This window comes from Paenibacillus alkaliterrae (genome assembly GCF_021532375.1).
In the GTDB taxonomy this organism is placed as follows: domain Bacteria; phylum Bacillota; class Bacilli; order Paenibacillales; family Paenibacillaceae; genus Pristimantibacillus; species Pristimantibacillus alkaliterrae.
This window is the reverse complement of record NZ_JAKGAP010000008.1, coordinates 17,905-42,592: the sequence shown is the minus strand read 5'-3', so window position 1 is coordinate 42,592 and position 24,688 is coordinate 17,905. Positions and strand designations below refer to the sequence as shown.

The following is a 24,688-nucleotide window of genomic DNA, read 5'->3' as shown; positions in this document are numbered from 1 at the left end:
TATAGCGCGCCAATCGGGGCTTGGGACCGAAGAGTTACTGTATAAATCCATCTTCTATGATAATAAAACAGCTTCCATCAAATGGGACGAACTGCATAAGTCATGTTTATACAAAAAAAAGAGCTGTCATCCTCTCGCGAGGATAACAGCCCTTTCTATCTGTACAGCTTAACCGCGATAAGGCGCTATCGCCTCATTCAAGCTGCGGGTTTGCTCATATACCTGTTGATAAACTTTGAAAATGTCCTCATAAGCCGCTGCCGCTTCCGGCTGCGGCGAGTAGGAATCCGCATGCTTCACGAATTTGTCCGCGCACGACTTGAGGCTGTCGAACCATCCGGAGCCGTAAGCTGCAAGCATTGCAGCTCCTAGTCCCGGTCCTTGCTCGTTCTCGAGCGCAACGACATCAGCATTAAAGATGTCGGCCTGCATTTGCAGCCAGACCGGGTTTTGCGCGCCTCCGCCAATCGAGATGATCGTACCGACCGTTTTGCCGGCACGGCGGAACATATCGACCGACTCGTTAAGCGAGAAAGTAATTCCCTCCATTACCGCCCGGGCGAAGTGTTTGCGCTCATGCGAGCCGTCGACGCCGATGAAGCTGGCGCGGATGACGGAATCGGCATGCGGTGTACGCTCGCCGACGAGGTACGGCGTGAACAGCAAGCCGCCCGCTCCCGGTTTAACATCCCCTACGCCCTCAAGCAATTGATCGAAAGACTCGTTCGGCGCGAACGTTTTCTTGAACCAGCTGAGGCTGTAGCCTGCCGCGAGGGTAACGCCCATCACGTAGAAGGAATCCTCTTTGCCATGGTTGAAGAAATGCACCTTGCCGGCGAAATCCTTCGTTTTGTCATTCTCGTAGGAGAGGATGACGCCGGACGTGCCGATGCTGCAAAGCGTAAGCCCCTCGGACAAAATGCCGGAACCGATCGCTCCGCACGCATTATCGGCGCCGCCCGCGAATACCTTAGTTGCCGCCGGCATGCCCGTGCGCTCCGCCATTTGCGGAAGCAGCGTTCCGACCAGGCCGTGCGATTCGACAAGCGGCGGGCAGAAGCTGGCCGAGAGCCCGAACGCTTCAAGCACTTCATTGCTCCATGCTTTGCCTGCTACATCCAGCAATAGCGTACCTGCCGCATCGGAATAGTCCATATGCAGCTCGCCCGTCAGACGGTAACGCAGATAGTCCTTCGGAAGAAGGAACAGCTTCGCTTTCGCGAAAGCTTCCGGCTCATACTGACGAACCCAAAGGATCTTAGGAAGCGTGAAGCCCTCCAGCGCTGGATTGCGCGTCACGCTGAGCAGCTTGCCGCCAAGCGTACGCTCGATTTCGCGGCATTGCTCCGTCGTGCGGGTATCGTTCCACAATATCGCGTTGCGAACCGGATTGCCTTCCTCGTCCAGCAGCACTAATCCGTGCATTTGGCCGGAGAAACTGATGCCTTCAATGGCAGCGGCGTCGATGCCGGCTGTCGAAGCGAGCTCATGCAGCGCTTCAATCGTCGCGTCTACCCAGTCATCCGGCCTTTGCTCGCTCCAGCCGGAATGTTCATGGAACAGCGGGTAGCTGCGGGATGCTTCCGCGGCTACCGTACCATTACGGTCGACGAGCAGCGCTTTTACCGCGCTCGTTCCTAAATCTATACCGATAACATAGCTCATTTGTCGCAGATCCTCCCGACTTAAACGCTGAAAATAACTTCGCTAAGCATGAGGCGGATACGCTCTTGGCGGCCGGACTCGTTTTTGATCGGATTGTTTTGAAGCGCGTATTGCTCAAGTGAAGCCAGCGTCGCTTTGCCGGAAACGACTTCTGCGCCGATGCCTTCCTTGAAGCTGCGGTAGCGGTTGTCGACGATGTTATCAAGGATCTTTTCATCAATCAATTTAGCCGCTGCTTTAAGTCCCCAAGCGAAGCTGTCCATACCCGCGATGTGCGCTAGGAACAGATCTTCCGCCTCGAATGAGCCGCGACGCACCTTCGCGTCGAAGTTAACGCCGCCGCGGCCGATGCCGCCAGCTTTCAATACTTCAAACATCGTTAGAGTAGTGGAGTACAGATCCGTAGGGAATTCATCCGTATCCCAGCCAAGAAGCAGATCGCCTTGGTTCGCATCGAGCGAGCCAAGCATGCCGTTGATAGCCGCTGTGCGGATTTCATGCTCGAACGTATGGCCTGCAAGCGTTGCATGGTTCGCTTCAAGGTTGAGCTTGAAGTGATCCTTTAAGCCGTATTTTTGCAAGAACGCAATGGTAGTTGCCGCATCGAAGTCATATTGGTGCTTCGTCGGCTCTTTCGGTTTAGGCTCGATCAGGAATTGTGCGTCGAAGCCGATTTCCTTCGCATAAGCGATTGCCATGTGGTACAAACGGGCCAGGTTATCGAGCTCAAAGCCCATATCCGTATTAAGAAGCGTTTCGTAGCCTTCGCGTCCGCCCCAGAATACATAGTTTTCAGCGCCAAGCTCTTTACCGACCTCAAGACCTTTTTTCAGCTGCGCGCCTGCGTAAGCGTATACGTCAGCATTGCAGGTCGTGCCTGCACCGTGAACGAAACGCGGGTTGGAGAACATGTTAACCGTGTTCCAAAGCAGCTTTTTGCCGGTGGACTTCATGTTGTCTTTCAGCATAGCCACGATCACATCGAGGTTTTTGTTTGTTTCTTGCAGCGTTTCGCCTTCTGGCGCGATATCCACGTCGTGGAACGCGTAGAAAGGAATGTTCAATTTGTTCATGAATTCGAAGTTCGCTTCAACGCGCGCTTTCGCACGGTCGAGGCCGTTATATTGATCCCAGCCGCGTATCATTGTAGGAGCGCCGAACGGGTCTGTTCCGTTAGCGTTGAACGTATGCCAATAAGCAACCGCGAAGCGAAGATGCTCTTCCATTGTTTTGCCTAGAACGACTTGTTTTGGATCGTAATGTTTAAAGGCAAGCGGATTGTCCGAGCCCTTACCTTCAAACTGGATAGTGTTGATTTCTTTGAAATAGCTCATTAGAACTAAATCCTCCTTCACGGAATTAAAGTAGTTTTGAATTGCTTAATGACAGAATAACACGGGCAAACTTAGTTTGTCTATTAAACAAACTAAGTTTTTATGTTAAACTGTTATGAAACGTATCATCCATTTTTTGCTCCGTATACAGTATGCGGTACGAGCAATCTCACTATTCGGCAATTCGTGATACAATGTTAGTTATTGTTACTTGGACGGAGGCTTTTGCATTGAAATTGAAACCAACTGGCGACCTCGCGTTAATCAAAAAAATAAACACATCCATCGTGCTCGAAGCCGTACTGAAGCATGCTCCGCTGTCGAGAGCGCAAATATCCGAGCTTACCGGACTCAATAAAGCGACTGTATCCAGTCTCGTGCAGGATCTGATCGACAGCCACCTTGTGCTTGAAATCGGACCCGGGCAATCGAGCGGCGGACGCAAGCCCGTCATCCTTCTATTTAACGGAACGGCCGGTTACGCGGTCGGCATCGATCTCGGCGTTAATTATATACGCGGATTGCTGGTCGATTTGGAGGGCAATGTCATAGCCGAGCATCAACGTTCCTTGAAGAAGCATGATGCGGCATTTACGCTTGGGCAGCTTGAGGAATGTATCGGGCTGCTTATGAATGAAGCGCCGGAGAGCCCCTACGGCATTGTCGGAATTGGGGTCGGGGTGCCCGGCATCGTGGACGATAAGGGAGCGATTCTGTTCGCGCCTAATCTGAAGTGGCGCGAGGTTCCGCTGCAGAAGCAGCTCGAGGAACGGTTCGGGATACCGGTTACGATCGATAATGAGGCGAATGCGGGAGCTCAAGGCGAGCAAAAATACGGAGCCGGACGCGGCATACCGAATCAGATATACGTCAGCGTAGGGATCGGAATCGGAACGGGCATTATTTTGAATAAAGAGCTGTACAAAGGCGGATCGGGCTTCTCCGGCGAGCTCGGACATTTGTCGATCGAGTACGACGGCAAGCCCTGCAGCTGCGGCAATCGGGGCTGTTGGGAATTGTACGCTTCAGAGAACGCGCTGCTTGAGCGGGCGGCGCCTTTGGGCTTCGAAAGCTTGGAGGAGCTGCTGCTGGCGGCATCGGCCGGCGATGAACGCGTACGCGGGCTTATCCGCTCGATCGGCGATTATTTGGGCGCCGGCATAGCGAATATCGTCAACGTGTTCAATCCGAACGTCGTCATCATCGGCAACCGAATGAGCCGCGCCGCAGAGTGGCTCGAGCCAGCCGTGCAAGCTGCCGTTGACCGCCGGGCGCTGCCTTATCACCGGGAGCGAATGCGGATTCTGTTCGCCGAGCTTCAAGAGCAATCCGCCGTTCGGGGCGCGGCTTATTATGCGATCAGCAAGTTCTTCTCGAAGATAAAGAGCTGAGAACGGTGTTGGTCATATACGAAAACCCACCTAATAAGACGAAGGCGGGTTTTGATTTTCGACAAGTTACTGTACAAATCCACTATAGCGCGCCAAACGAGGCTTCAGAGTTATTCCTTAACTGACCCCAGCGTAATTCCGTGAATGAAAAATCGTTGCAGGAATGGATACACAACCAATACGGGCAGCATGGCGATAAAAATCTTTGCGGCGTCCAGCGTTCGGTTCGAGAGCTCGGACATTCGCTTGTACTGATCCTCCGTCATCGTGGCGGGATCAACGGAGACGACGAGCTGTTGAATATAGGTTTGCAGCGGATAGTATTCTTCACGCGTCATGAAGATGAGACCATAGAGGAACTCATTCCAGTGATAGACAATACTGAACAGCGTCACAGTTGCCAGCACCGGAACAGCGAGCGGGATGTATATTTTGAACAGCGTATACCATGGCCCTGCTCCATCCACAAGTGCCGCTTCATCCAGCTCCTTGGGCAGATTGCGATAAAAGTTGACGGTCAGAATAATGTTGAAGACGATAGTCTGGGCTCCCCCGACGAGCACCATTGACCAAATGCTGTTAAGCATACCCAGCTCCTTAACAGTCAGGTATAAAGGAATCAGCCCGCCGTTGAACAGCATCGTGAATATGAGTGTCCACATGAGCATATTGCGTGCTCTGAATTGCTGAGCGCTTCTCGACAACGGGTAAGCCATCATAGCTACAACGATAAGGTTTAGTCCGGCTCCCAAGAAAACACGCTTCGCAGAAATCCAGAACGAGTTGAAAAATTGACTGTCTTGCAAAATTTGTTGATAGGCCTTGAGGTTAAAATCGATCGGCCATAACCATACCCTGCCTGCTGCAGCTGCGGAATTCGAACTCAGAGAAAGCGCTAATGTGTACCACAGCGGCAAAATACAGGTGAGAGTGATGAGCACCAGCACGATAATCAATAGGATATCGAACATCTTTGAACCGGGCGTTGTATCTCTAACCATCCTGCCACCTCCTGTTCCTGTTAGAATATACGGTAGTTAATAAACTTGTAAGCCAAGTAATAGGAAATGGAGATCAATAGAAATCCAACCAAAGATTTCAACAAGCCTACTGCTGTTGCCAGCTCATATTGCAGATTCAACAGACCTGTCCGGTACACCCATGTATCAATAATATCTCCTGTCGAGTACACCAGCGGGTTATACAGATTGAAAATCTGATCGAAACCAGCGTTAAGCACATTCCCGAGACTGAGAACTGTTAACAGGACTGCAGTCGTGCGAATGCCTGGCAGAGTAATATGCCACAAGCTGCGGAAGCGGCTGGCGCCGTCTATGCCTGCTGCTTCGTACAATGCGGGACTGATGCCCGTCAAAGCCGCCAAGTAGATAATGGTGTTGAAGCCAAATTCCTTCCATACATCGCTGCCTACGATAAGGTAAGGGAACAAGCTTGCATTGGCAAAGAAGAGCTCAGGTTCTAATCCGAATAACCCGCCAAGCTGATTGATCGGTCCGTTGTAGGAGAACAAATCAAGTACGATGCCGCCCAGAATAACCCAGGACAAAAAATGCGGCAAATAAACGATCGTTTGAATCCATCGCTTCATGATCAGCAGCCGCAATTCATTGAGCATCAGCGCAAAGATGAGCGGTACAATCAAATTCGCAATGATTTTCATAACGGCGATAAAGAGTGTATTAAATAAAATATCCCGCGTGTCATTGAGTGTAAACATGTATCTGAAATGCTCAAGACCTACAAATTCTGAGCCAAAGATACCTTTTCCAGGGTTGAATTGCTGAAAGGCAATAATGATGCCGAACATGGGTATAATGCTGAAAATAATGAGCCAAAGATAGCCTGGCAACAGCATGAGGTAATAATGCTTGGCAAACCCTTTCGTTTTCATGCTATCTCTCCCTTCGACGTGATCAAATGGCAAGGCACCAGCTAAGCGCTGGCGCCGCCATAATAAGGTTTATTGGTTTACTGCATCTATTACTTCTTGTGTAATCTGATCGCCGCCTTGCTTTTTCCAATCTGCGACGAACTGATCGAATGAGTCGGCAGAAGCCGCACCCATTACAATTTTCAAGAACATTTCATCTTCCATCTTCTTCATGTTCACCCAGCGGCTTTCCATTAATGGGGTTTGTTCATAGATCAAGCTTGGCACATCGACCATTTCGGTGTCCACAAGCGGGGTGCCGCCAATCATAATGGAATAGGCACGAGTCCAAATTCCCATATCTGCGCTTGGGTCCCACGTTTCAATTCCCATCTGATCGAATGGTTCTTTTTTCACTTTCTTGATAGCTAGAAGGTCGGATGCGAGCAGCTTATACTCGACATCGTCCGCATAATCTTCAGGTGTCTTCGTGCCAGCAAGCACTTCACGAATAGCCTTAACTGTATATTCCGTCTCGTCGGATGGAGCATAAACTAGACGCAACGGGTAGAAGCCCGGTCCTCCCTTGCTCGGATCGAAGGTTGCTTCGGACTCACCCTTGAACAAATTATTCAGCATCTTCATTGGCGCTTCAGGATGCTCATAACCTTTGCGAACGACGACAAATTCGCTGGAAGGGGTACCGACGTGAGGACTGAATTTTCCCTCTGCATTGAGCGGCAGCGCATAAGCTTGCCAATTCGCCTTCGGATCATTCTTGACCGCATCGGATATCGGACCGTAGCCCATCCACCATGGGGCAAAGAACATACCGGACTTGCCGTTTACGACCGGCTCCTTGGAATCTTTACGCACTGCCATTTCTGGATCAATCAGTCCGTCTGCATACATTTCGCTCAGCTTGATGAGCGCTTCTTTTGTTTCCGGCAGGATTGATCCATATACCGGCTTCCCGTCGTCCCCTTCAATCCAAAAGCCGGGGTATGCGCCAAAGGCGGAGAATATAGCATCAAAGCCATACAAATTGTTTTTGGATTCCAGGAAATTCGCATACATCTTGCCATCACCGCTTTGCGGACCGGAAATGCCTATAGTGTCGGCCGTGCCGTTCCCGTCCGGATCCTGCTCGACGAATGCCCTGGCGACCTTCTCCAGATCCTCTATCGTTTTCGGAGGCTCCAGGCCGAGCTTATCCAGCCAATCCTGACGGATCCACATTGTATGGATACCGTCTGCTTTCAACTGCACACCAGGTATGGCCATAATTTTTCCATCGAATGTGACAGCCTTCAGTGCAGCGCCGTCCGTGCCTTCAATTATGCCCTTAATGGTAGGGGAAGCATAATTCTTGTATACCTCCGTCAAGTCTGCCAATTGATCGGCCTCGACCATTTGTCTCAATTCAATCGGCCCTACGACCATCGCATCCGGCAGATCGTCACTTGCAATGGCTAGACTGATCTTCTGCGGCATATTGGCGCCTGAAGCTGTGAAGGCATGTTCGACATTAATATTCAAGTTTTCTTTCACATTTCGTGTATATTGATTGTCTGACGGGGTATCGCCGGCCGGTAAGCTTTGATCAGTAGGATCGACTTCCATTCCAATACTGATGGTGACCGGCTCCTCATATTTACCGAAAGGATCCGGCGGATTATCCGGGTTCTTCGTCTCGTTCGCAACGTTATTATTCGCCCCTGTATTATTGGGCGAATTGTTTGCGTTGCCGCATGCGCTGATGATGAGCAGCATGACCATGAACAGAAGCAGTATGCCTTGATTTTTTTTATTCATATTGCACCCCTTCTTTCGCTTTGTTTTTTTCTTACCCTAACAATAACATAATGAGACCGCTCTCATGGTTAGAGGGCGATCTCAGGTTTAGGTGGGGTATTGCTTAAATTTTGAACAGATCAGCATAAAGGAATGGATGTCATCGGATGTTTGTCATCCTATGTTTCGGACGTTTCTCCTCCTGCACGGTGAAGCTGACGGAATTCGCTTGGAAGCAGCCCAGTATGCTTGCGAAAGATTCGGCTGAAATACTTCTCATCCGCGTATCCCGTATGCTCGGCGATCCAGAAGATCGTCTTGTTTGTTTTCAACAGGTACTCCTTCGCCTTGTTCACGCGAAGCTGCCTTACATAATCATTAAAGGTCGAACCAACGATATCTCTGAAGCATTGGCTAAAATAGCTTCTACTCATGTTGACTTCCTGACAGATGCCGGTCACATTCAGACGTCCAGCCAGCCCTGCATGAATCAGCTGTACTGATTTTAAGATGCATTCCTGTACATCCGCCGAATAAAGCGGCTTTCCTAATGCCTCCGTAAGTGCATTGCGAGTCTTATTCAGCCACTCCTCCACCGTTACCCAGCAATCAGGCGATGCCGGAGCATCGATGCTGCAGGAGGTTACCGGCTGATAGATACGGTTCCACTCCAGAACCCACCGACCCAGTTCGTTCATGAGCTGAACGACGGGCAGTTGCAGTTTGTATAAATCTTCAACAAGCTGCTCAAACAGTGATGCTTTGTGAACCCACTCTAGCGACAAGCCCCTCTCGCGCACCGACATCATGGCCGACTGTTCCACTTCGGGAGGTGTTGCCTTCATACTATTTAATAATAACGGATAAATATTCGTGTTCGGACGATAGGAATAAAAGAGCCCGTGTATTTTGTATGCTATGAGCAATCGCTCCACCTGTGATAAGTCTTGCCCTTCCATCCCATTAAGCTGTAGAATGCACAGCTGAGAATGTTCCACTGCCGCTTGAGACAGTTGTTTGCCTGTCTCCCGGGCTTCCCGGTCGTCCGCAGGCAGCCACAGCCGCAGACCAGGCACAATCTCTCGCGAAGGAGAGAGATTGGACATAATACTCGGTTCGATGTGTTCACTCACCGAACTGTTCATGAGGGTGATCATGGCGTACCCCTGATCCAGACGTATCTCCTCTTTGCCTCGTTCTTTCTCCTGAGCATCAAGCTTGGCTTGTTCATCGGCAATTCGTCCGCATATCCGCCCCAGCACTTCCTCGAAATTCTCCTCTTCCAATTGAACCTTAGCGATATAATCAATCGCTCCTAAACGGAGTGCTTCCTGAATGTATTCGAAATCCTGATGAAGCGTTAATACCACAATGAAGATATGGGGATATTTTTTACGTACGATTCTCATCAATTCAAGACCTGACATGACCGGCATAGCCAGATCGGTCAGCAGCAGATCAACGTCCTGAGAGGCTAGAACTTCCAGCGCTTTTTCTCCGTTTCTGGCTTCACCGACGACTTGCAAATTGAAATCCTGCCAAGGCATGGCGGAAATCAGACCTTTTCGTACGAGCTTATCGTCATCAACGACCAGTACGTTCATCATCGTTTTTTACCTCCCTGAAGGGTAAAGTAAGTTTTATGCTGGTGCCAGCTCCGATTTCACTATTAATTTCCAGCTTGGCTTTACCTTCATAATGGGATTCGATCATCCGTTTCACATAATTCATGCCGATTCCCATACCTACCTTTTCTCGTGCGGTTTTTTGCTCGCTTAACAGCTCTTCGATCTTGTCTTCCGCAATACCGGCACCGTTATCTTGAATTGTTATCTCGATGTGTGACCTTTGCTTCACGTCCACCCGAATGTAACCTTCGTCATCCAGACCGTGGTATAACGCGTTTTCGACAAGCGGCTGCAGAATAAAGCGGGGCACGGTTACATCCAGCACATCGTCATCCACATCGATCCGCACATCGAATTCAAAGTCGTAGCGAATTTGCTGTAAAATGAGGTACTGACGTAGCGAGTCGATTTCTTCCCGAATGGTCGATGTTTCGCCCAATTTGCCCAAATTATAATGCAGCAGCTTGTTCAGTGACAACACCAGCTTGTCAATCTCCTTCTGCCCGTTCATGACAGCAAGCCAGTGTGCGGTATCCAGTGTATTCATCAGAAAATGAGGGTTAATCTGATATAGCAGCTTCTCAACCTCCAGATCAGCTCTACGCTTCTCCTTCAGCTCCACTTCCTGAAACAGGGTGGCAATCTGATCTTTCATATTTTGAAATTGCTTCAGCAAGTAGGTGAACTCTGGAATGTTGGTTCTCACCGAAGGAGAGTGGACACGGGTACTTATGACGTTTTTCATCTCCATGTTGAATTGATTTAAAGGCTTATACACCATCTTCCATAGCAACCATGAGGTAATCAGTCCGATTGTAGTGAAAAGTGCAAACAAATAAAACATCTGCATAATCCAGCGGTTCTTCTCCTGATTATAATCCGCTTTCGGGATGAGCGACACGATGCTCCAGCCCTGAGTGCTGGTGCCTTTGAACCAGTAATAGCCATTCATCAGACCGGAGTCTGCGCTGGCAGTTTGCTCAGAAGGTTCACCGTTCATTGAAAAATACGTGTTTTGGGGAAAAATGCCGGCTGCCTCACTATAAGAAATCCGTTGATCATTATCGAGAATCAGATGAAACGAATTTTTGCCGATACGGTCGCTTTCGAGTATACTCTGGGTCAATTTAAACCCGGATTCGATGTAGACATATATCCCTTCTCGACCAGGCAAGTCGACCCGGCGCAGTGCGGACAGCACGAACTGTTCATTATACATGCTGTTGCTGATATGCGGACCAAAATAGGTAATTCCATAATATTCGGCAAGCAAAGGAAGCTTGTCGATCGAGAAGTCTGACCTTATTGCGCTGTTCTGAAACATATAGCTTTCATCATTTTCAAAGTAGTACATCACCAGACCCGTTGAGGGATTCGTGAACGTAATAAGGTTCAGCTCGGATTGGATATCTTGAATTAATTTTGCTTTTTCATACTGCTGGGCAGCGGATAAATATTGTTCCAGTCTCATGCCTACGCTTCCGGGATACGCCAATTGCTGCGATACATGATTGAGATTGCTAATTGTGTTTTCCAGCGACAATTGTACCTGGTGCAGGTTGCTTTGAACCCCGGAATTCAGATGTTTATTAAGAATCAAGGTAATGGCATGATTAGAAATGAGCGCGGTGCATACGAACGGAATTAATGTGCCTGCTGCGATAATGAGAATAATCCGCTTTTTTAATGTTAATTGCTCAAACAGTATAAGACCTAGCTTCTGAATTAAATGTTTCAACGTATCGACACCTTTGCCACAATGAAATAATGAACACAGTCTTTTCCGTCATCTTACCACAAATATGAAAAATCAAAAATCTGCTTGTCGTATCCATTCAGCCGTTACTGTTTTCGATGCACGCCAACGATATCCATGGTCTGCCCATCGATGGTGGCCTCAATAGTATCGGTTTTAACGGTTCCATTGCTGTAATGAACGGTAAATGTGAAAGTAATCGCGCCCCTTGCCAACCCGGCAAATGCAGCATCCCACATCTCGCCCTTCCAACTGGTGCGTGCCGAATCCGATGCGATAAGCGCGGCGGAATAATCGCCCATTTGCACCTCTACCCGGTCTGCCCTCGTTGCTGTGCCGGTCACGGTCGTATCCGCCTCCAGTACAAACTTCTCGCCTGCCCAGAAAACCGAATAGCCGCGCGGCGAATTCGCATTTCCTGACTTCTTCACATTAAAATCCTGCCGGTGCTGTTCCCATAGCTCGGTATGCTTTACACGGCCGATAACGGTTAGGGGCAGCACCTGTACGGATTTCGTCACAGCGACCGGAGCCGCGATGCCGTCGCTGGCCGTCATCCGCATTGTCCATGTCCCAGCCAAGGTCAGCGTTAGCGCAGGTCCTTTAGCAGGATAGCTCGGGCCTCCAATCGAATACGAATAGCTGCTCTTCACTCCAGTCGGGCTCGTTAACTCATAGACAACCGATAATGTATTGCCATCCGGATCGTTTACGGCCGATTGAAACAGAGCTGAATCCCCTTCATAAAGCGGCTTCGGCGACCAATCAAAGTCTGCCGCAGGCGGGCGGTTACTAACGATCTCGACCGTCCTGCTTACTGTCTGGCTATTGCCATTTGGCGTAGTGGACCTCCACTCGAAGGTATAGAACCCGTTCGGAATTGCGCCAACGGTATAGCTGCCCGTCCAATTTTTCTGGCCGTACCCCGTTGTCTGGCTTGTGGCGGATGTTAGCGTAACATTTCTTTGGTATGGCGTCCCTTTAAATATGGTCACAGTTGCTGAATTCGCATATTTCGTTGTTTTTGCCTTTAAAAGATAGGCTTCGTTGACCACTAAGGATGCGACGTTAGATGCGCTGCCGCTAACGGCATCGATTGTACCGCTCAATTCGATGGGCGTTTCCACTTGAACGGCATAGGTTTGAGCTGCTTTTGAACCCGCGACGGAACCATTCCCGGTAATCGTGAAGGTATATGGACCGTCCGGCGTCGTGCTTGGTATGGTGAATGACTCGTTATTCCAGGTAATATCGTTACCATTCTTCGTGCCGGTGTAATAAGGAACGGAACGGGATATATGACCAGCCATCGAAAAAGCTAATGAGATCGAATAAGGATACCTTGTCCAAAGTTGATGAGCGACTAAAGACTCACTTGCTGGAACGCTGGCTAATGAAAAGCCGCTATACGCCGTTTTCAAATTAGACTTCATCTGCAAGGGTACCGTATCTGGCAGAACAAAGGTTCTTTGAACAGGCTCTGACCAAACGCCCTCCAAGTCCTGGGCCATGTAATCCAATACGTATGTGCCTGGCGGCAGGGACTCCGGAATTTTGGTAAACACCTCACCTGTTGTTTGATTGGTAAATTTAATCGTTCTGGCTTGAATGCCTCGATCCGTATTGGCTCTGGTGATGTTATGATCCAGATCATACGACATATCTACCCAGGTTGTGCGATACGTATTGGAGGCCAATAAGTAATCAAAATCTAATGTGACATCCGCTACCGGCTTGCGGTGCACAAAAACCTCGATTGCCGACTCGTTTGAATAATAAGCGTAATCCGCGAAATTCGGATCTGTTGTTGGCATATCCTTAACACGACGAAAAAAAGTATATTTACCTGGCTTGATCAGGTTCACGATTGACTGATACGTATGCCAATTAGCTGCGCTTTTCTCCAAAATTATCGATTTTCCTTTAAAAGTATCAAAGCCCGTTGAATTATCGAAATGGTTTGGATCTTGTATAATTTGCATTTCGTCTGCAGCTATCGAATCATCCTCGTAATCAAACGTTGCGGTATGTGTTTCCACATCCTCGCCCACCAATTTAAATACTTTTGGTATTGCCGGATTATTTTCGCCAATGTGATCAATTACATCGCTTACCAGTTGATCAATCGCTTTGTTATTTTGAATGTACTTGTCGTGAATGATTTGCGCCTGGATGGCGTTCTGCCCGATAAGTACTAATTTAGCAACTTGTTTATTCATGACATTTTGCAAATCCGGAAGATGGCTAACTGTATTATCCGAAATATAAATCACGTACTTTGACTGAACCGCCCTCATAAACGATGCGTCATACGACTGCCTGACATCCTTGTAAATGGTTCCGCTATAATACCCTGTGTAATCATCATAGCTAACCATCCGCGGCTCCCAAACATCACGAGTCCAATATACAGTACCTGAATAGCTGGCATACCATGTTACACTGCAAGATCCGTTTTTTGGACCTCCAGAAGATGGGCATGAACCGCTTGAAGAAGTACCTGATCTGCTTAATGATCCTGAATAGCTTCCATCACTATACGACACACTGCTTGGACATTCACTCCAAGAAGAACTTCCATTCGCATAGCCATTTTGGTTATAGGTTGTCGTAACGGTGTTGCTGCAAGAATCTGTTGCGGTTTTAGAATCTGTTTTAGAAACATACTTCCCTTCATCCCTGTTATAAGGCGAATTTGATACACTTGTTCGGGACAACGTTCCTGAATAACCTTCACTAGAATAAGTAATCGTACTCGATGGATAACTTGATCCCGTATTTTTAGAGGTATTAGCCGGTTGATCATAGGTGTACGTCTTCATATCCCATATCCCGATATTCGCAAGCATGTTCCCCGTTGTAAAAGCGTTCGTGATCGTGACTTTATTGTTCTTTACATAATCAGTTGAACTCTGCGTTAAATTGGAATCCAACATGAAGAAAACATCCATGTCCGGTTTTTCATTTGGAACTTCCAAATATAAATCGCTTGAAGGTTCATAGTTGTCTACAAAAAAATATGAAGAAGAAGTATTTGTCTGATCATCCGCGGGTGTAATAAATTCCATCAGTCGATCTTGATTAGTCCCTTCTTTAGCATCTACAACGATTTGATATTGACCCAGCTTGGGAAGCTTCGGCAGCTCTGTTACGTCATCGGCTGTCTCATAGACTTTGGTTTCAAAGGTGCCGTCATTATTCGCGTCGTAAAATACTTTCAATGTCTTGGATGCGATGAAATCTTCATCCGTACTTTGCACATCATAGTACAGCTGCAGCTTGTCCAATCGGCTGATTTCAGCACCATAAGCATGGGCTATGATGGCTGGTTTATGATCGGGCATGATTTCGTAATCGACGAGGTACGGATCGGAGTAACGGATTATTGATTTTCCGTTACCATAATTGATAACCCTTTTGGCCGCGATACTCATTTGGTAATTTCCTGTTTTCTTGTACATAAACATTTTTTGCGAAAGATTGCTCTCGCAATATCCAGTCCGACATTTCAGGTTCGGATCGCTCGTATCAACAAAACTAAAAGATGTAATTTCTAAAGGCGCATTCGTTTCAACCCATTGATCATTGCTCGCTGCAGATCGGTCATATGCCATCATCGTCCGGTTCTGCTTATACGTCCCTTCGATTTTTAACGATACTCTTGGTTTTGATTCGTGAATGACTACGTGCCTGATCATAAATGATTCCGTGCCATCAGGTGCCGTCCATACAATTTTTACTTCGCGGATCCCAAGCGCAGCTTCACCAAACACATACTCTCCGTTAAAAAATTTGTTCACATCAATTTCCTTGCCATCGATGAATGCTTTTTTGGCGAAATCTTCATAGCCGGGTGCTGATTTGCAGCTCAGCGCAGGGATATAGCCAGGTTCTGCGTCCGTTACCGGAAACGGCACAACATCGTACCAGTCAAGCGGCCAGCTCGCTTCCGGCTGTATGTACTGCGGCGGAGCAGGCGGAAACACAGCGTTTGGATTTGCACAACCGCCAATTATTTCAATCGGCGCATCTTGAATGACAATCATTGTTTTCAACGCAATGGATTGGTTATTTGTCGTTTCATCTTTATCGACAATGGTCTGTTTGATTTGAAATGTCTTTAATTTGCGACCTGTTGCTGACTCCGAAAACTTGGTCAATATGTAATCATGTAAAAATGTACGGACTGCTTCCTGATCCAGGTAACCCGCTTTGGGCTTCTTTATTTCAGGAATGGCTGGATCAAAGGTTTTAGTTACTTTCGTTCCGTCTTCATCGTTGGATATTTCAAAAATATAGTAGTCAGCATCTTTACCATAGGATAAGTCCTGATAACCAATCATTTCTTTGTCAAAGCTTAATTTTTTAGTGAAATGCACTTGCGGTATGATATTGAAATCGGATAGCATAACGCCTTTTTCTGCGGGTTTAAACGATAAATCGAGATTGCACTTTGGACTGCTGGACAAGTTCGGATCGGCAGCCGTATGATTCGCAAAGATAGCCACCGCTTCACCATATGTTGTGTATTTCCACATTTTCGGGTCCGTCTTGTCCAATTTGTCGGTATCGATTTCTAAGGTGAAAATTCCCGATCCTTGATTTTCCTTAATGACTACACTGTCCGCTTTCGTATAGGAGGCTAGATTCAAGTTTTTTGCTTGTTGTTGATCATAAAGTTTAAGCTGCCAGTTGCTTATTTCCCTTCTCGTATAAAATAAAGCTTCGGCTGCTAATGAGCCGTGCATGAGCTGATCCTGCAGCGTGCCCGTTTCTTTAATCTGCACTTGCACCTTGCGGTCTTTTCCTAATGGAATTGGCTGTTTTTGTACCGGCTCTACAACGCAAGCAGCTGGCGGAGCATTCTTCTCCGGCCCTTTTAATTTCGCGAAAGAAAATGTCTGATACCACAACGAATGAGAAGCCCAGCTATAGTGAAACATGGTACCGAAACCGGCTTCTCTGGCTGTTGCTGGTTGGTTTACGACCATGTAATTTCTTGGGTCCCTGTTTTCAGGGATGCCACTCAAAACGTTATATCGATCACTATATGCCACCCCTTGCGTAATATCGAATCCTATTGAACGTTGAATATTTTCAAGCAGTTTATCGAATTCCGGTAAGGTTGTACTGTAGTCAAAATCTTCATAAATAAATCCGGGTGTTGCTGGTTTATGTCTGTATGAACTAGGCAAGCTTTTCCAAGGTTGAAAGACCCAATGCTTGTTTGCTAAATTTATACCCCTGTCATCGTCCACAATAAAATAGTTGTTATGATACAAGGAACCGTCTACCGTATAGCCTATGTACCTAAATTCCCCGTATGTATATCCACCATATTTTGTCGTATAGGCATAATAGTGACCCTCCCCGTTTGGCGCTGGATTAATGACGATATTCTCGTCTGTTTGCCAACCCCTTTTATAATTCTGGCTGCGCTCAGGGATAGAAGAATAATCGCCGTACACGATCAGGTTTCTCGGCGGCGATTTTTTCCCAGCTTCGTTCATGACTACTTCAGCGTAATAAAGCTTGGAATTAAATTTGTATCCATCTTCATTACAAGGTCGAACGCCGGAAGGTATTTTTCCATCTGACTGAACATTGTATCCGCACGGATTATCGAAACCATTAATCATTTCTGCCCCAAAAGCTGTTTCAACAAAAGCTGTAGCAGGAATAAATGAAACCACCGTTGATAAAAACATAATAACAATCATCCATAATGATACATTTTTTCTTAATCTCCTCAATTCTGATGCTCCTTTCATGAAATTCCCCTTTTTAATAAAGCAATTCTATTCTGAAAAACTTACCAGAAGTAAAAACTCTAAACTTTTTATTATTAAAAGAAAATTCTAAAGGTTTCGTAGTTAAGGTGTTTTCCATTGAAGAAATATTAGATTTAAAATCAGCACCTTTACCACTTCCTGCCAAAAATTCAAATGCAGCATCTACAAAAGCAATCGAATTTGGATATTTTTTATCCTTTGGATAAATCATTTTGATGTATCGTGCATCCCCTTCCCCTACAGTCAATCCAAATTCGCTTGAAGGTGCGTTAACAAAATCCCCCAAACGAATTAAAAAGTCTCGTTTATCATAAGTATTTTTGCTATCAAAAACTGTAACACCCAAATTTCCAACACTTACATATCCTTTTGTAACATGTTTATTCGCTAAATCGATAATCTTTTTGTACGAATCATATTTAAATTTATCACTGTACAAAAATATCTGACCATCTAACTCAGTATAATACTGACCTTTCAAATCTGGCTTATATGGATCTCGTAAGGCTGGATCCCGCAAGCGTTGAACCATTGTTAATGCTTCAGCTCGGGTTACATAACGCTGCGGGTAAAAGTGTTTGTTCCAGCCACGAATTATTCCGGACAGCAATACAGTCTCTCGATAGATGCGAACTGAAGAGTCCGTAAAATCTTTCATATCCACTAAACCACTATTAGCTGAAGTATAGTCAATATAAGCTGAGTCGAATGAGTTCTCAAATTTATCAAACCAAGAACCAAGAAGATAAGAAGCCTCTTCGCGTTTAATCTGCTTTTTATATCGCTCATTTGTCGGAGGAAATACAGAATCAAATGTCATCAACACATTCATGTCATACAACATATCAATATTTGGCTTAGCCCAATACCCACTTTTGGCGTTTTGAAAATTGAAACCTTTCTCCTTCACGACCGAACGAATGGTTCCCCAAAATGCCGGCTGATAATTCATTAATGCATCCATCCACTCTGGATCAAAATTCGTTCCACCGTCTGAAAAAGCACGCAGCATCATTGAAACAAATTGATCTCCACTCACAACGGAATCCGGCTTAAAAGTTCCATCCGGGAAGCCATCCACAAGGCCGCTCTCCGCTGCCTTTAAAATACTCTCCTTCGCCCAGTGATTCTCAATATCCGAGAACGGCAGCTTTTCGGCTGCAACTGCTCGATCGCTTTTGTCAGAACCCGCCGTAAAAGCCAATCCTGCGAACAGAGACAACGCGATGAAACCAATCATTATTTTTTTTACCATTTGAACCACTCCTCTACCTGTCATTAATTCAGAAACCCGATCAATCGCGTTAAGACAACTACGGCTTCTGCCCGCGTCACCTTATCTTCCGGTTTAAACGTTCCATCTGGATAGCCGCTAAAGATACTAGAATTATTTACCTGTACAATCGCATCCTGGTACTTGGCGTCCAACGCCTTAATATCTGAGAATGCCGGAATCTTGGCCGGCTTAGACGGTGAAACCATGTTCATGACATTAGCTGCCAAGAGTGCTACATCCTTGCGTTTAAAAGCTTTCTGAAATTCACCATTCGACCAATCTTTTGTTATGCCAATTCCGTTTGCCGCCGATAAATAAGGAGCTGACCAAGGGAGGCCATTTTCTGAAACAAAGCTAAATTCTTGAAAGCCCATTTCCTTGCTCAGCTTCTCGTCCTTTACCTTCCACCGGAAATTCGTCAGCCATTGCCGCTTTCCGTTCGGCTGCTCGGCGGTCAAGGCAAGCACAAGCATTTTGACAAGCGCTTCACCTGTTACTTGTTCATTTGGCCCGAATCGTCCATCCCCGAAGCCGTCTACTATTCCCTTTTGAACAAATGTATGGATCGATTCCGCCGCCCAGTGATTCGGAATGTCCGAAAACAACGGTATGCTGACGCGAAGGTTATAATAGGCTTGTTTTGGAGCATGAATTTTAAATGTATACCTTCCTTTCAGAGCGCCTCTTACCGCAAAGTCATTCGTCCAATATGGCTGAGAGCTATCCGAAATTTTATTGCTTTTATCCATCTTAACGACCCGCCCGTTCGGCATCGTCATCGAAGAGGTAAAGGCACCGTCATAACCATCCAGCGTAAATTCGATATAATCCGCGGCGGACTGCACGTCATATGTTTTCGTTATAACAACCTTCTCCGCTGCAAATGTCTGCAAGGGGAAAAAAACGGTCATCAACAAAACGAAAGCTGGCAAAACCCTATATGTAATCAGCTTCATTACAAACATTCACACTCCCTCATTCGATCCAAATTAATGTCTATGCCATTCGAACTTGCTGGACATACGATCCGCTATTTGCTGTATTTCTCTAGGTTTTCGCCCAGAAATGAACGAATAAAGGAACCTGTGTCCGCTATAGCTCCGAACAGGGGGTTCTATCCAGATATAAGGGATCTAAAGTCCGTTCAACGGCTCGCATTCACGACTTTTGGCAAGCACTGGTTTTGGTTTTGTACATTTTTACAGGCATCTTATAGAATTTCTTGTTTTCTGTCGAAATCCCCTTCTTTTTCCAAGCCCTCCCTTTCTCCAAACGACAAAAAAAGCACGCCTCTCCCTCTTTCGGGGGAACAAGCGTGCTTCGCTATGCTTCCTGTCAACTATTCTAAATGTTACTTCAGGCCGAACGATCTGTCAATCTCCTCCAGCTTGACATCTCCTCCAGCTTGCCGCTAGCCTTCGGCCCCGGCAACAAGCGGTTTATGTTTAAACAAGGGGATGAGCAGCAGCATGCCTAAGAACATGATACCGCCCGCCGCACTGTAGATTCCGACGAGCGGAAATACAGACTTTAGCTGGCCAGCAACGAGTGTCATAATGACCATCATACCCATAAACATCGGACTAAGCACACCGTTCACCCGTCCGATGTACGACTCCTCCGACCATTGCAAAATCATCGTGCTGATGCCGATTTGGATGAGAGGGAAACCGAGTCCGCTTATAAACTGCAAAACTAACGTTAGCGGAACGCTTGTCGACAGCCCGATGCCGACCATGCAGACGGAGCTTAGAAATATGCCGAGCGCGAGCAGCTTTTGCGGCGGAACTTTTTTGGCTATAGCCATGACCAGTCCGCCTCCCACAAGCATCGCAACACCGTTGACCATCAGTATATATTGTAAAAATTCTTTCGGCTGCTCCAGCCGCTCCAATACGATGAACAAGCCCAGCGTATGGGCTATGCCGACTGCCGTGCCGGCAAGCGCGAACGTACCGCCCAGCGATTTCAACACGGGACTGCGCCATACGTACGCAAAACCATCCTTAAGATCCTGCACGAAGCGCTGTTCCGCGCCTGCCTCCGTCCGCTCAACTTCACGGTCGCGCGGAATTCGGAACAAGACGACAGCCGATAACAGGAATGCTACGCCCATTACTCCGATTGAAACTTCAATCCCAAACTTTTGATACGAAATAACGCCTAGCGACGGCCCAAGAACCATAAAGATCGCAATTAGCGACTGGAACATCGCCATAGCCGATTGCAGCTGCTCTTCCGGAATATGCTGCTTGAACAGCTTCATCGCAGAGGGCTGCGAGAATTGCGAGAGGATCGCAGACACGAAGGTCGCCAAGTAGACCATATGCCATGAGCCGTAGAGCAGCGTAATAAGCACAATAAATACCGACAGCGCCGATAAAAAATCACACCATATCATCGTTAATCGCGGCTTCCAGCGGTCGGCGAACGTTCCCCCGATAAACGAAAATACGAATATCGGCAAAAATTCAACGAAGCCCATTAAGCTAATCGCAAATTCGTCCGCATTCGTCTTATCGGTCACGTACATCAGAATGGCGAAATTCCGCACCCAAATCCCAATTTGCAGCAACACATTCGATAACAAAATCGTTTGAAAAAATTTGTTGAGGAGCAGGTTTCCTCCCGCCCCTTTCACAGCTTCAGCAGACATTTCAAATCGCACTCTCCCTTAAATGATTTTCACTCCGGTTTGAGTCTCCATTATTTCTTCTCCTCGTCAGCCGCATGGTGATAGCCTTTCTCTCCGTAAGGCTGCAGCTTCTCCAGCCATAGCTCCTTTAATTCGGCCACCTCCCGGTTGTACTGACGGACCATATCGGCAAGCTGTCGTCCTTCTGTCGCGAAAACGTCCTTATAATCATATCGGATCTGATGCTCGAAATTAACGGTCTCTAGAATGATGTATCATTCTAACAAGCTACCGAATGCTTATCACCAGTGGAGTTGGCACCTTGACGGACTGGGTACTGTCCAATCCCTCTATTCCATAAGCCGAAGCCTTTGGAACTACTTTTCGCAATATATTGGCTGCTCCATTTACATCCGCGTTGATTTGCCCTTCTTAATCAAGATCTAATACGTTTTGTAATGTTGGATTTCTGCCATGATCTCACCCCTTCAAACCCAAACATTTGTTCTTATTTAGTATAACATAATTTGGATTGTTAGGGTGGATTTTTGTAAGTTATTCTTGGCAGTCACCGATTCACTTCTCCACATAATAAAAGTGGGGGTCCTCTAGTTGTAAGTGATAAATTTTCCTATTCGCGTTATTTGTACAGGACTTATGCAATTCGCTGAATTAACTGGTAATTGTGAGAATCTATGCTTAAATAAACTGGTCACTAAGTTAGGAGTAATTCGTAACCGAGAAAGAAGTTACTGTATAAATCCATCATAGCGCGTCAAACGGGGCTTGGGATCGTGAAGTTACTGTATAAATCCATCTTCTATGACAATAAAATAGCTTCCATTATATGGGGCGAACTGTATAAATCATGATATGTAATCTGGAACACGCCCATCACCCTTTCGTGCTCCTGATACTACGCCGTTAGCTTCTTGCGCTGTGTTTCGTCTATCTTTTGTCCACCTTTCTACACTCTTCTACAAAAGTAAAAAAAACAGCCGTCTCCAGGATTATCTCCCGTAAACGACTGTTCTTCCATTCCTATTTCTGCGCTCAGCCTTCTCGACGGTCCTTCGGAAGCAGAATCGCAAGCAGTCCAATTAACGGCAATGCGCTGCAAGCGGCCATAATGAAGCTGAGCGTATAGGCATCCGCCAAATAACCGAGCACGACCGCGCCCAGACCGCCCATACCGAATGCCAAGCCTGTAATGAGTCCTGACGCCGTACCAACCTTGCCAGGCATAAGCTCTTGAGCATAGACGACGCTTACCGAAAACCCGGATTGCAAAATAAAGCCAAGCACGACGATCAACGGGTATACCCATGCGAGAGGCAGATGCGGAAGGAGCAGCGCGAACGGCGCGGCGCCTAGAATCGAAATTAACATCATTTTTTTACGTCCGATTTGATCCGCCGCAATTCCGCCCAAGAAGGTGCCGGCAACGCCTGCCGCCAAAAATAGAAACAGCGGCACCTGGGCTGCCTTGATCGATAAGCCGTACGTTTCCTCCACGTAAAACTGATAAAAATTTCCGATAGCAGCCGCATACCAGGAACGCGCGAACACGATTGCAAACAGGATAGCCAGCGCGAGCGCTACGACCTTTGGCGCCAGCGCCGCTTTAGCTTGACCTGCGGCTTTCCTCTTCTGCATCATTCCGTTATGGATGGCAAGGTGTTTCTTATACCACGGCACGACCTTTAACAGGATTAGAATGGCGGTAACCGCTAGCAGCGTCCCCCATATCGCCCCCTTCTGGCCAAGCGGCAGAAAGATCAGCATCGTCATAAGCGGCCCCAGCATATGACCGAAATTGCCGCCCACCTGATAGATAGACTGCGAGAAGGCGCGCCGGTTGCCGGCGGCCAAATGCACGACGCGCGAGCCCTCGGGATGGAAAACGGCAGAGCCAAGCCCGACAAATACGACAGCGAGAAGCAGCAAATAAAAGTTTGGCGCAAATGCCAGCCCAACCATGCCGAGCAAGCTGGACAGCATACCGAGCGGCAGCATCCACGGAGCCGGCCTTTTGTCCGATATAAGCCCGACGACAGGCTGCAGAACGGATGAGGTCATATTTAACGTAAATGCGATCCAGCCGATTTGCGCAAGGCTGAGCCGCAGCGAATCCTTAAGCACGGGAAACAACGCCGATACGACGGATTGCATCATATCATTCATTAAATGAACAGAGCTTATGGCTACCAATATGGCGTAAACCGTTGCGGATTTGACGGTGTCAGTCCTTGTGCCGGCGACACCTAGTTGTGTTGACATTCGTACAGTTCCTGCCTTTCTAACGAAAATGCCTCTTTTCCGTTACCGGATCATACAGGCGGTCAAGCGTCTGCGAATTTAATGCATACGGGGCTCGGGAGTTTAAGCGTTGCACCCGTAGCGGTCAGCAATCCGGTCTCCGTATCCACGCTGAACACGGCTATGCTTCCCGACTTCTGATGAGCGGCAAGCAGATGGCCGCCATCGGGCGTAATTGCAAAATTACGCGGCGTCTCTCCTCCGCAGTCGATATGCTGCACGAGCGTCAGCGCACCGCTGCCCTGATCAACCGCGAAGACGGCAATGCTGTCATGTCCGCGGTTCGAACTGTATAAGTAGCGGCCGGAAGGCGCAAGATGAATATCAGCGGCATCGTTATAGCCTTCATAACCCGCAGGCAGCGCAGAAATGGCCGGCCCGGCCCCAATTACTCCCTGCTCCGCATCCACCTTTAACCATGTAATCGTCGAGTCAAGCTCATTCAACACATATCCGACAGGCAGCACAGGATGAAAAACAAGATGACGCGGTCCTGCGCCGCGGTGAACGTTGCAAATTCCGTGCTGCGTCAGCGTGAGCCGCTCCGCATCATAGCGATAAATAATGACGGCGTCAAGACCAAGGTCAGCGGCGCAAACAAAGCCGGAATTTCCAAGCGGAGTGATGCAATGCGCATGAGGCGCATCCTGCCTGGCTGCATTCGGTCCCAGCTCGCCTTCATGCCGCTGCACCGACGAGGCTGCCGCTAATTCGCCTTCCGGCGAAAGCGGAAACAATACAACGTTGCCGCCGGTATAATTTGCCGCAAAGAGCGCCCGGCCCGCCTGATCCGTACTAATATAGCAGGGATGGGCTCCATAAGAGAGCAAGCGGCTGCCGACTGCGCTAATCCGGCCTGTGTCAGCCTCGATCCCGTAAGCTGCGGCCGAGCCGCCGACCGCGTCGCCCGTTGCTGCCGTTTCGCTTACCGCATATAAGAAGCGGCCGCCCGGATGAAGCGCGAGGTATGAAGCATTTTCCAATCCGGATACGCTTTGAATAACGGATAACTCATTCGTCCTACCATTAAAGGCACAAACATGAATCGTAGGCTCATCCGCATCTCCGTACGAGCCTGCGTAGAAGACTCCGTTGAAACTTAATTGTGCGTTATTGTCGCTCATTCGCACCCGACCCTTCCGTCTTTTTTTTGGCATTAAAGAGACCATAGCACATGCCGCTTCAGCAAACAATGTCTTTTTAAAAT

General features: G+C 47.6%; 14 protein-coding genes. 1 reads left to right on the top strand and 13 read right to left on the bottom strand.

Going from position 1 to position 24,688, the window contains the following annotated elements:
* Window positions 1–168: 168 nt before the first annotated feature.
* Together xylB and xylA are read right to left on the bottom strand one after the other, a co-directional pair.
* Window positions 169–1,665, bottom strand: a complete 1,497-nt coding sequence (gene xylB, locus L1N85_RS04620) for a xylulokinase (protein WP_235235387.1) — start codon at window positions 1,663–1,665, stop codon at window positions 169–171.
* Between the two features lie 20 nt (window positions 1,666–1,685).
* The gene (gene xylA, locus L1N85_RS04615) at window positions 1,686–2,999 is read right to left on the bottom strand and encodes a xylose isomerase (protein WP_235235385.1); all 1,314 of its coding nucleotides are present in this window, start codon (window positions 2,997–2,999) and stop codon (window positions 1,686–1,688) included.
* A gap of 194 nt (window positions 3,000–3,193) precedes the next feature.
* On the opposite strand from xylA, the gene L1N85_RS04610 reads away from it, so the two are divergent.
* Complete coding sequence (locus L1N85_RS04610) at window positions 3,194–4,390, top strand: ROK family protein (RefSeq protein WP_235235383.1); 1,197 nt, start codon at window positions 3,194–3,196, stop codon at window positions 4,388–4,390.
* Between the two features lie 110 nt (window positions 4,391–4,500).
* Here L1N85_RS04610 and L1N85_RS04605 read toward each other — a convergent pair whose 3' ends face one another.
* From L1N85_RS04605 to L1N85_RS04555, 11 genes are all read right to left on the bottom strand, one after another.
* Window positions 4,501–5,391 (bottom strand): carbohydrate ABC transporter permease, encoded by an 891-nt coding sequence (locus L1N85_RS04605; RefSeq protein ID WP_235235381.1) that lies wholly within the window; start codon window positions 5,389–5,391, stop codon window positions 4,501–4,503.
* 20 nt (window positions 5,392–5,411) lie between these two features.
* Complete coding sequence (locus tag L1N85_RS04600; RefSeq protein ID WP_235235379.1) at window positions 5,412–6,302, bottom strand: ABC transporter permease; 891 nt, start codon at window positions 6,300–6,302, stop codon at window positions 5,412–5,414.
* A 69-nt stretch (window positions 6,303–6,371) separates the two neighbouring features.
* Window positions 6,372–8,096 (bottom strand): extracellular solute-binding protein, encoded by a 1,725-nt coding sequence (locus tag L1N85_RS04595; RefSeq protein ID WP_235235377.1) that lies wholly within the window; start codon window positions 8,094–8,096, stop codon window positions 6,372–6,374.
* Between the two features lie 158 nt (window positions 8,097–8,254).
* Window positions 8,255–9,682 carry a response regulator transcription factor gene (locus L1N85_RS04590; RefSeq protein ID WP_235235375.1) on the bottom strand — a complete coding sequence of 476 codons (1,428 nt, stop codon included), beginning with the start codon at window positions 9,680–9,682 and terminating at the stop codon, window positions 8,255–8,257.
* On the bottom strand, window positions 9,660–11,441 hold the full coding sequence (locus L1N85_RS04585; protein WP_235235373.1) for a sensor histidine kinase: 1,782 nt from the start codon (window positions 11,439–11,441) through the stop codon (window positions 9,660–9,662). Before L1N85_RS04585 ends, L1N85_RS04590 begins: the two co-directional genes overlap by 23 nt.
* A 104-nt stretch (window positions 11,442–11,545) precedes the next feature.
* Window positions 11,546–17,212, bottom strand: coding sequence for an Athe_2463 domain-containing protein (locus L1N85_RS04580; protein WP_235235371.1), 5,667 nt, complete (start codon window positions 17,210–17,212; stop codon window positions 11,546–11,548).
* 31 nt (window positions 17,213–17,243) lie between these two features.
* On the bottom strand, window positions 17,244–18,506 hold the full coding sequence (locus L1N85_RS04575; RefSeq protein WP_235235369.1) for an S-layer homology domain-containing protein: 1,263 nt from the start codon (window positions 18,504–18,506) through the stop codon (window positions 17,244–17,246).
* Between the two features lie 23 nt (window positions 18,507–18,529).
* Window positions 18,530–19,492, bottom strand: coding sequence for an S-layer homology domain-containing protein (locus L1N85_RS04570; RefSeq protein ID WP_235235367.1), 963 nt, complete (start codon window positions 19,490–19,492; stop codon window positions 18,530–18,532).
* Window positions 19,493–19,938: 446 nt separating this feature from the next.
* The gene (locus L1N85_RS04565; RefSeq protein ID WP_235235365.1) at window positions 19,939–21,183 is read right to left on the bottom strand and encodes an MFS transporter; all 1,245 of its coding nucleotides are present in this window, start codon (window positions 21,181–21,183) and stop codon (window positions 19,939–19,941) included.
* 1,032 nt (window positions 21,184–22,215) lie between these two features.
* Window positions 22,216–23,442 carry an MFS transporter gene (locus tag L1N85_RS04560; protein WP_235235364.1) on the bottom strand — a complete coding sequence of 409 codons (1,227 nt, stop codon included), beginning with the start codon at window positions 23,440–23,442 and terminating at the stop codon, window positions 22,216–22,218.
* A 62-nt stretch (window positions 23,443–23,504) separates the two neighbouring features.
* Window positions 23,505–24,605: a lactonase family protein gene (locus L1N85_RS04555; protein WP_235235362.1), complete on the bottom strand. Its 1,101-nt coding sequence runs from the start codon at window positions 24,603–24,605 to the stop codon at window positions 23,505–23,507.
* Window positions 24,606–24,688 lie beyond the last annotated feature (83 nt).

What these genes read in the sequence shown, in the direction of transcription:
- xylB (WP_235235387.1), bottom strand. Translation starts at nt 1,665, where the DNA reads ATGAGCTATGTTATCGGTATAGATTTAGGAACGAGCGCGGTAAAAGCG.
- xylA (WP_235235385.1), bottom strand. Translation starts at nt 2,999, where the DNA reads ATGAGCTATTTCAAAGAAATCAACACTATCCAGTTTGAAGGTAAGGGC.
- L1N85_RS04610 (WP_235235383.1), top strand. Translation starts at nt 3,194, where the DNA reads ATGTTAGTTATTGTTACTTGGACGGAGGCTTTTGCATTGAAATTGAAA.
- L1N85_RS04605 (WP_235235381.1), bottom strand. Translation starts at nt 5,391, where the DNA reads ATGGTTAGAGATACAACGCCCGGTTCAAAGATGTTCGATATCCTATTG.
- L1N85_RS04600 (WP_235235379.1), bottom strand. Translation starts at nt 6,302, where the DNA reads ATGAAAACGAAAGGGTTTGCCAAGCATTATTACCTCATGCTGTTGCCA.
- L1N85_RS04595 (WP_235235377.1), bottom strand. Translation starts at nt 8,096, where the DNA reads ATGAATAAAAAAAATCAAGGCATACTGCTTCTGTTCATGGTCATGCTG.
- L1N85_RS04590 (WP_235235375.1), bottom strand. Translation starts at nt 9,682, where the DNA reads ATGATGAACGTACTGGTCGTTGATGACGATAAGCTCGTACGAAAAGGT.
- L1N85_RS04575 (WP_235235369.1), bottom strand. Translation starts at nt 18,506, where the DNA reads ATGGTAAAAAAAATAATGATTGGTTTCATCGCGTTGTCTCTGTTCGCA.
- L1N85_RS04570 (WP_235235367.1), bottom strand. Translation starts at nt 19,492, where the DNA reads ATGTTTGTAATGAAGCTGATTACATATAGGGTTTTGCCAGCTTTCGTT.
- L1N85_RS04565 (WP_235235365.1), bottom strand. Translation starts at nt 21,183, where the DNA reads ATGTCTGCTGAAGCTGTGAAAGGGGCGGGAGGAAACCTGCTCCTCAAC.
- L1N85_RS04560 (WP_235235364.1), bottom strand. Translation starts at nt 23,442, where the DNA reads ATGTCAACACAACTAGGTGTCGCCGGCACAAGGACTGACACCGTCAAA.
- L1N85_RS04555 (WP_235235362.1), bottom strand. Translation starts at nt 24,605, where the DNA reads ATGAGCGACAATAACGCACAATTAAGTTTCAACGGAGTCTTCTACGCA.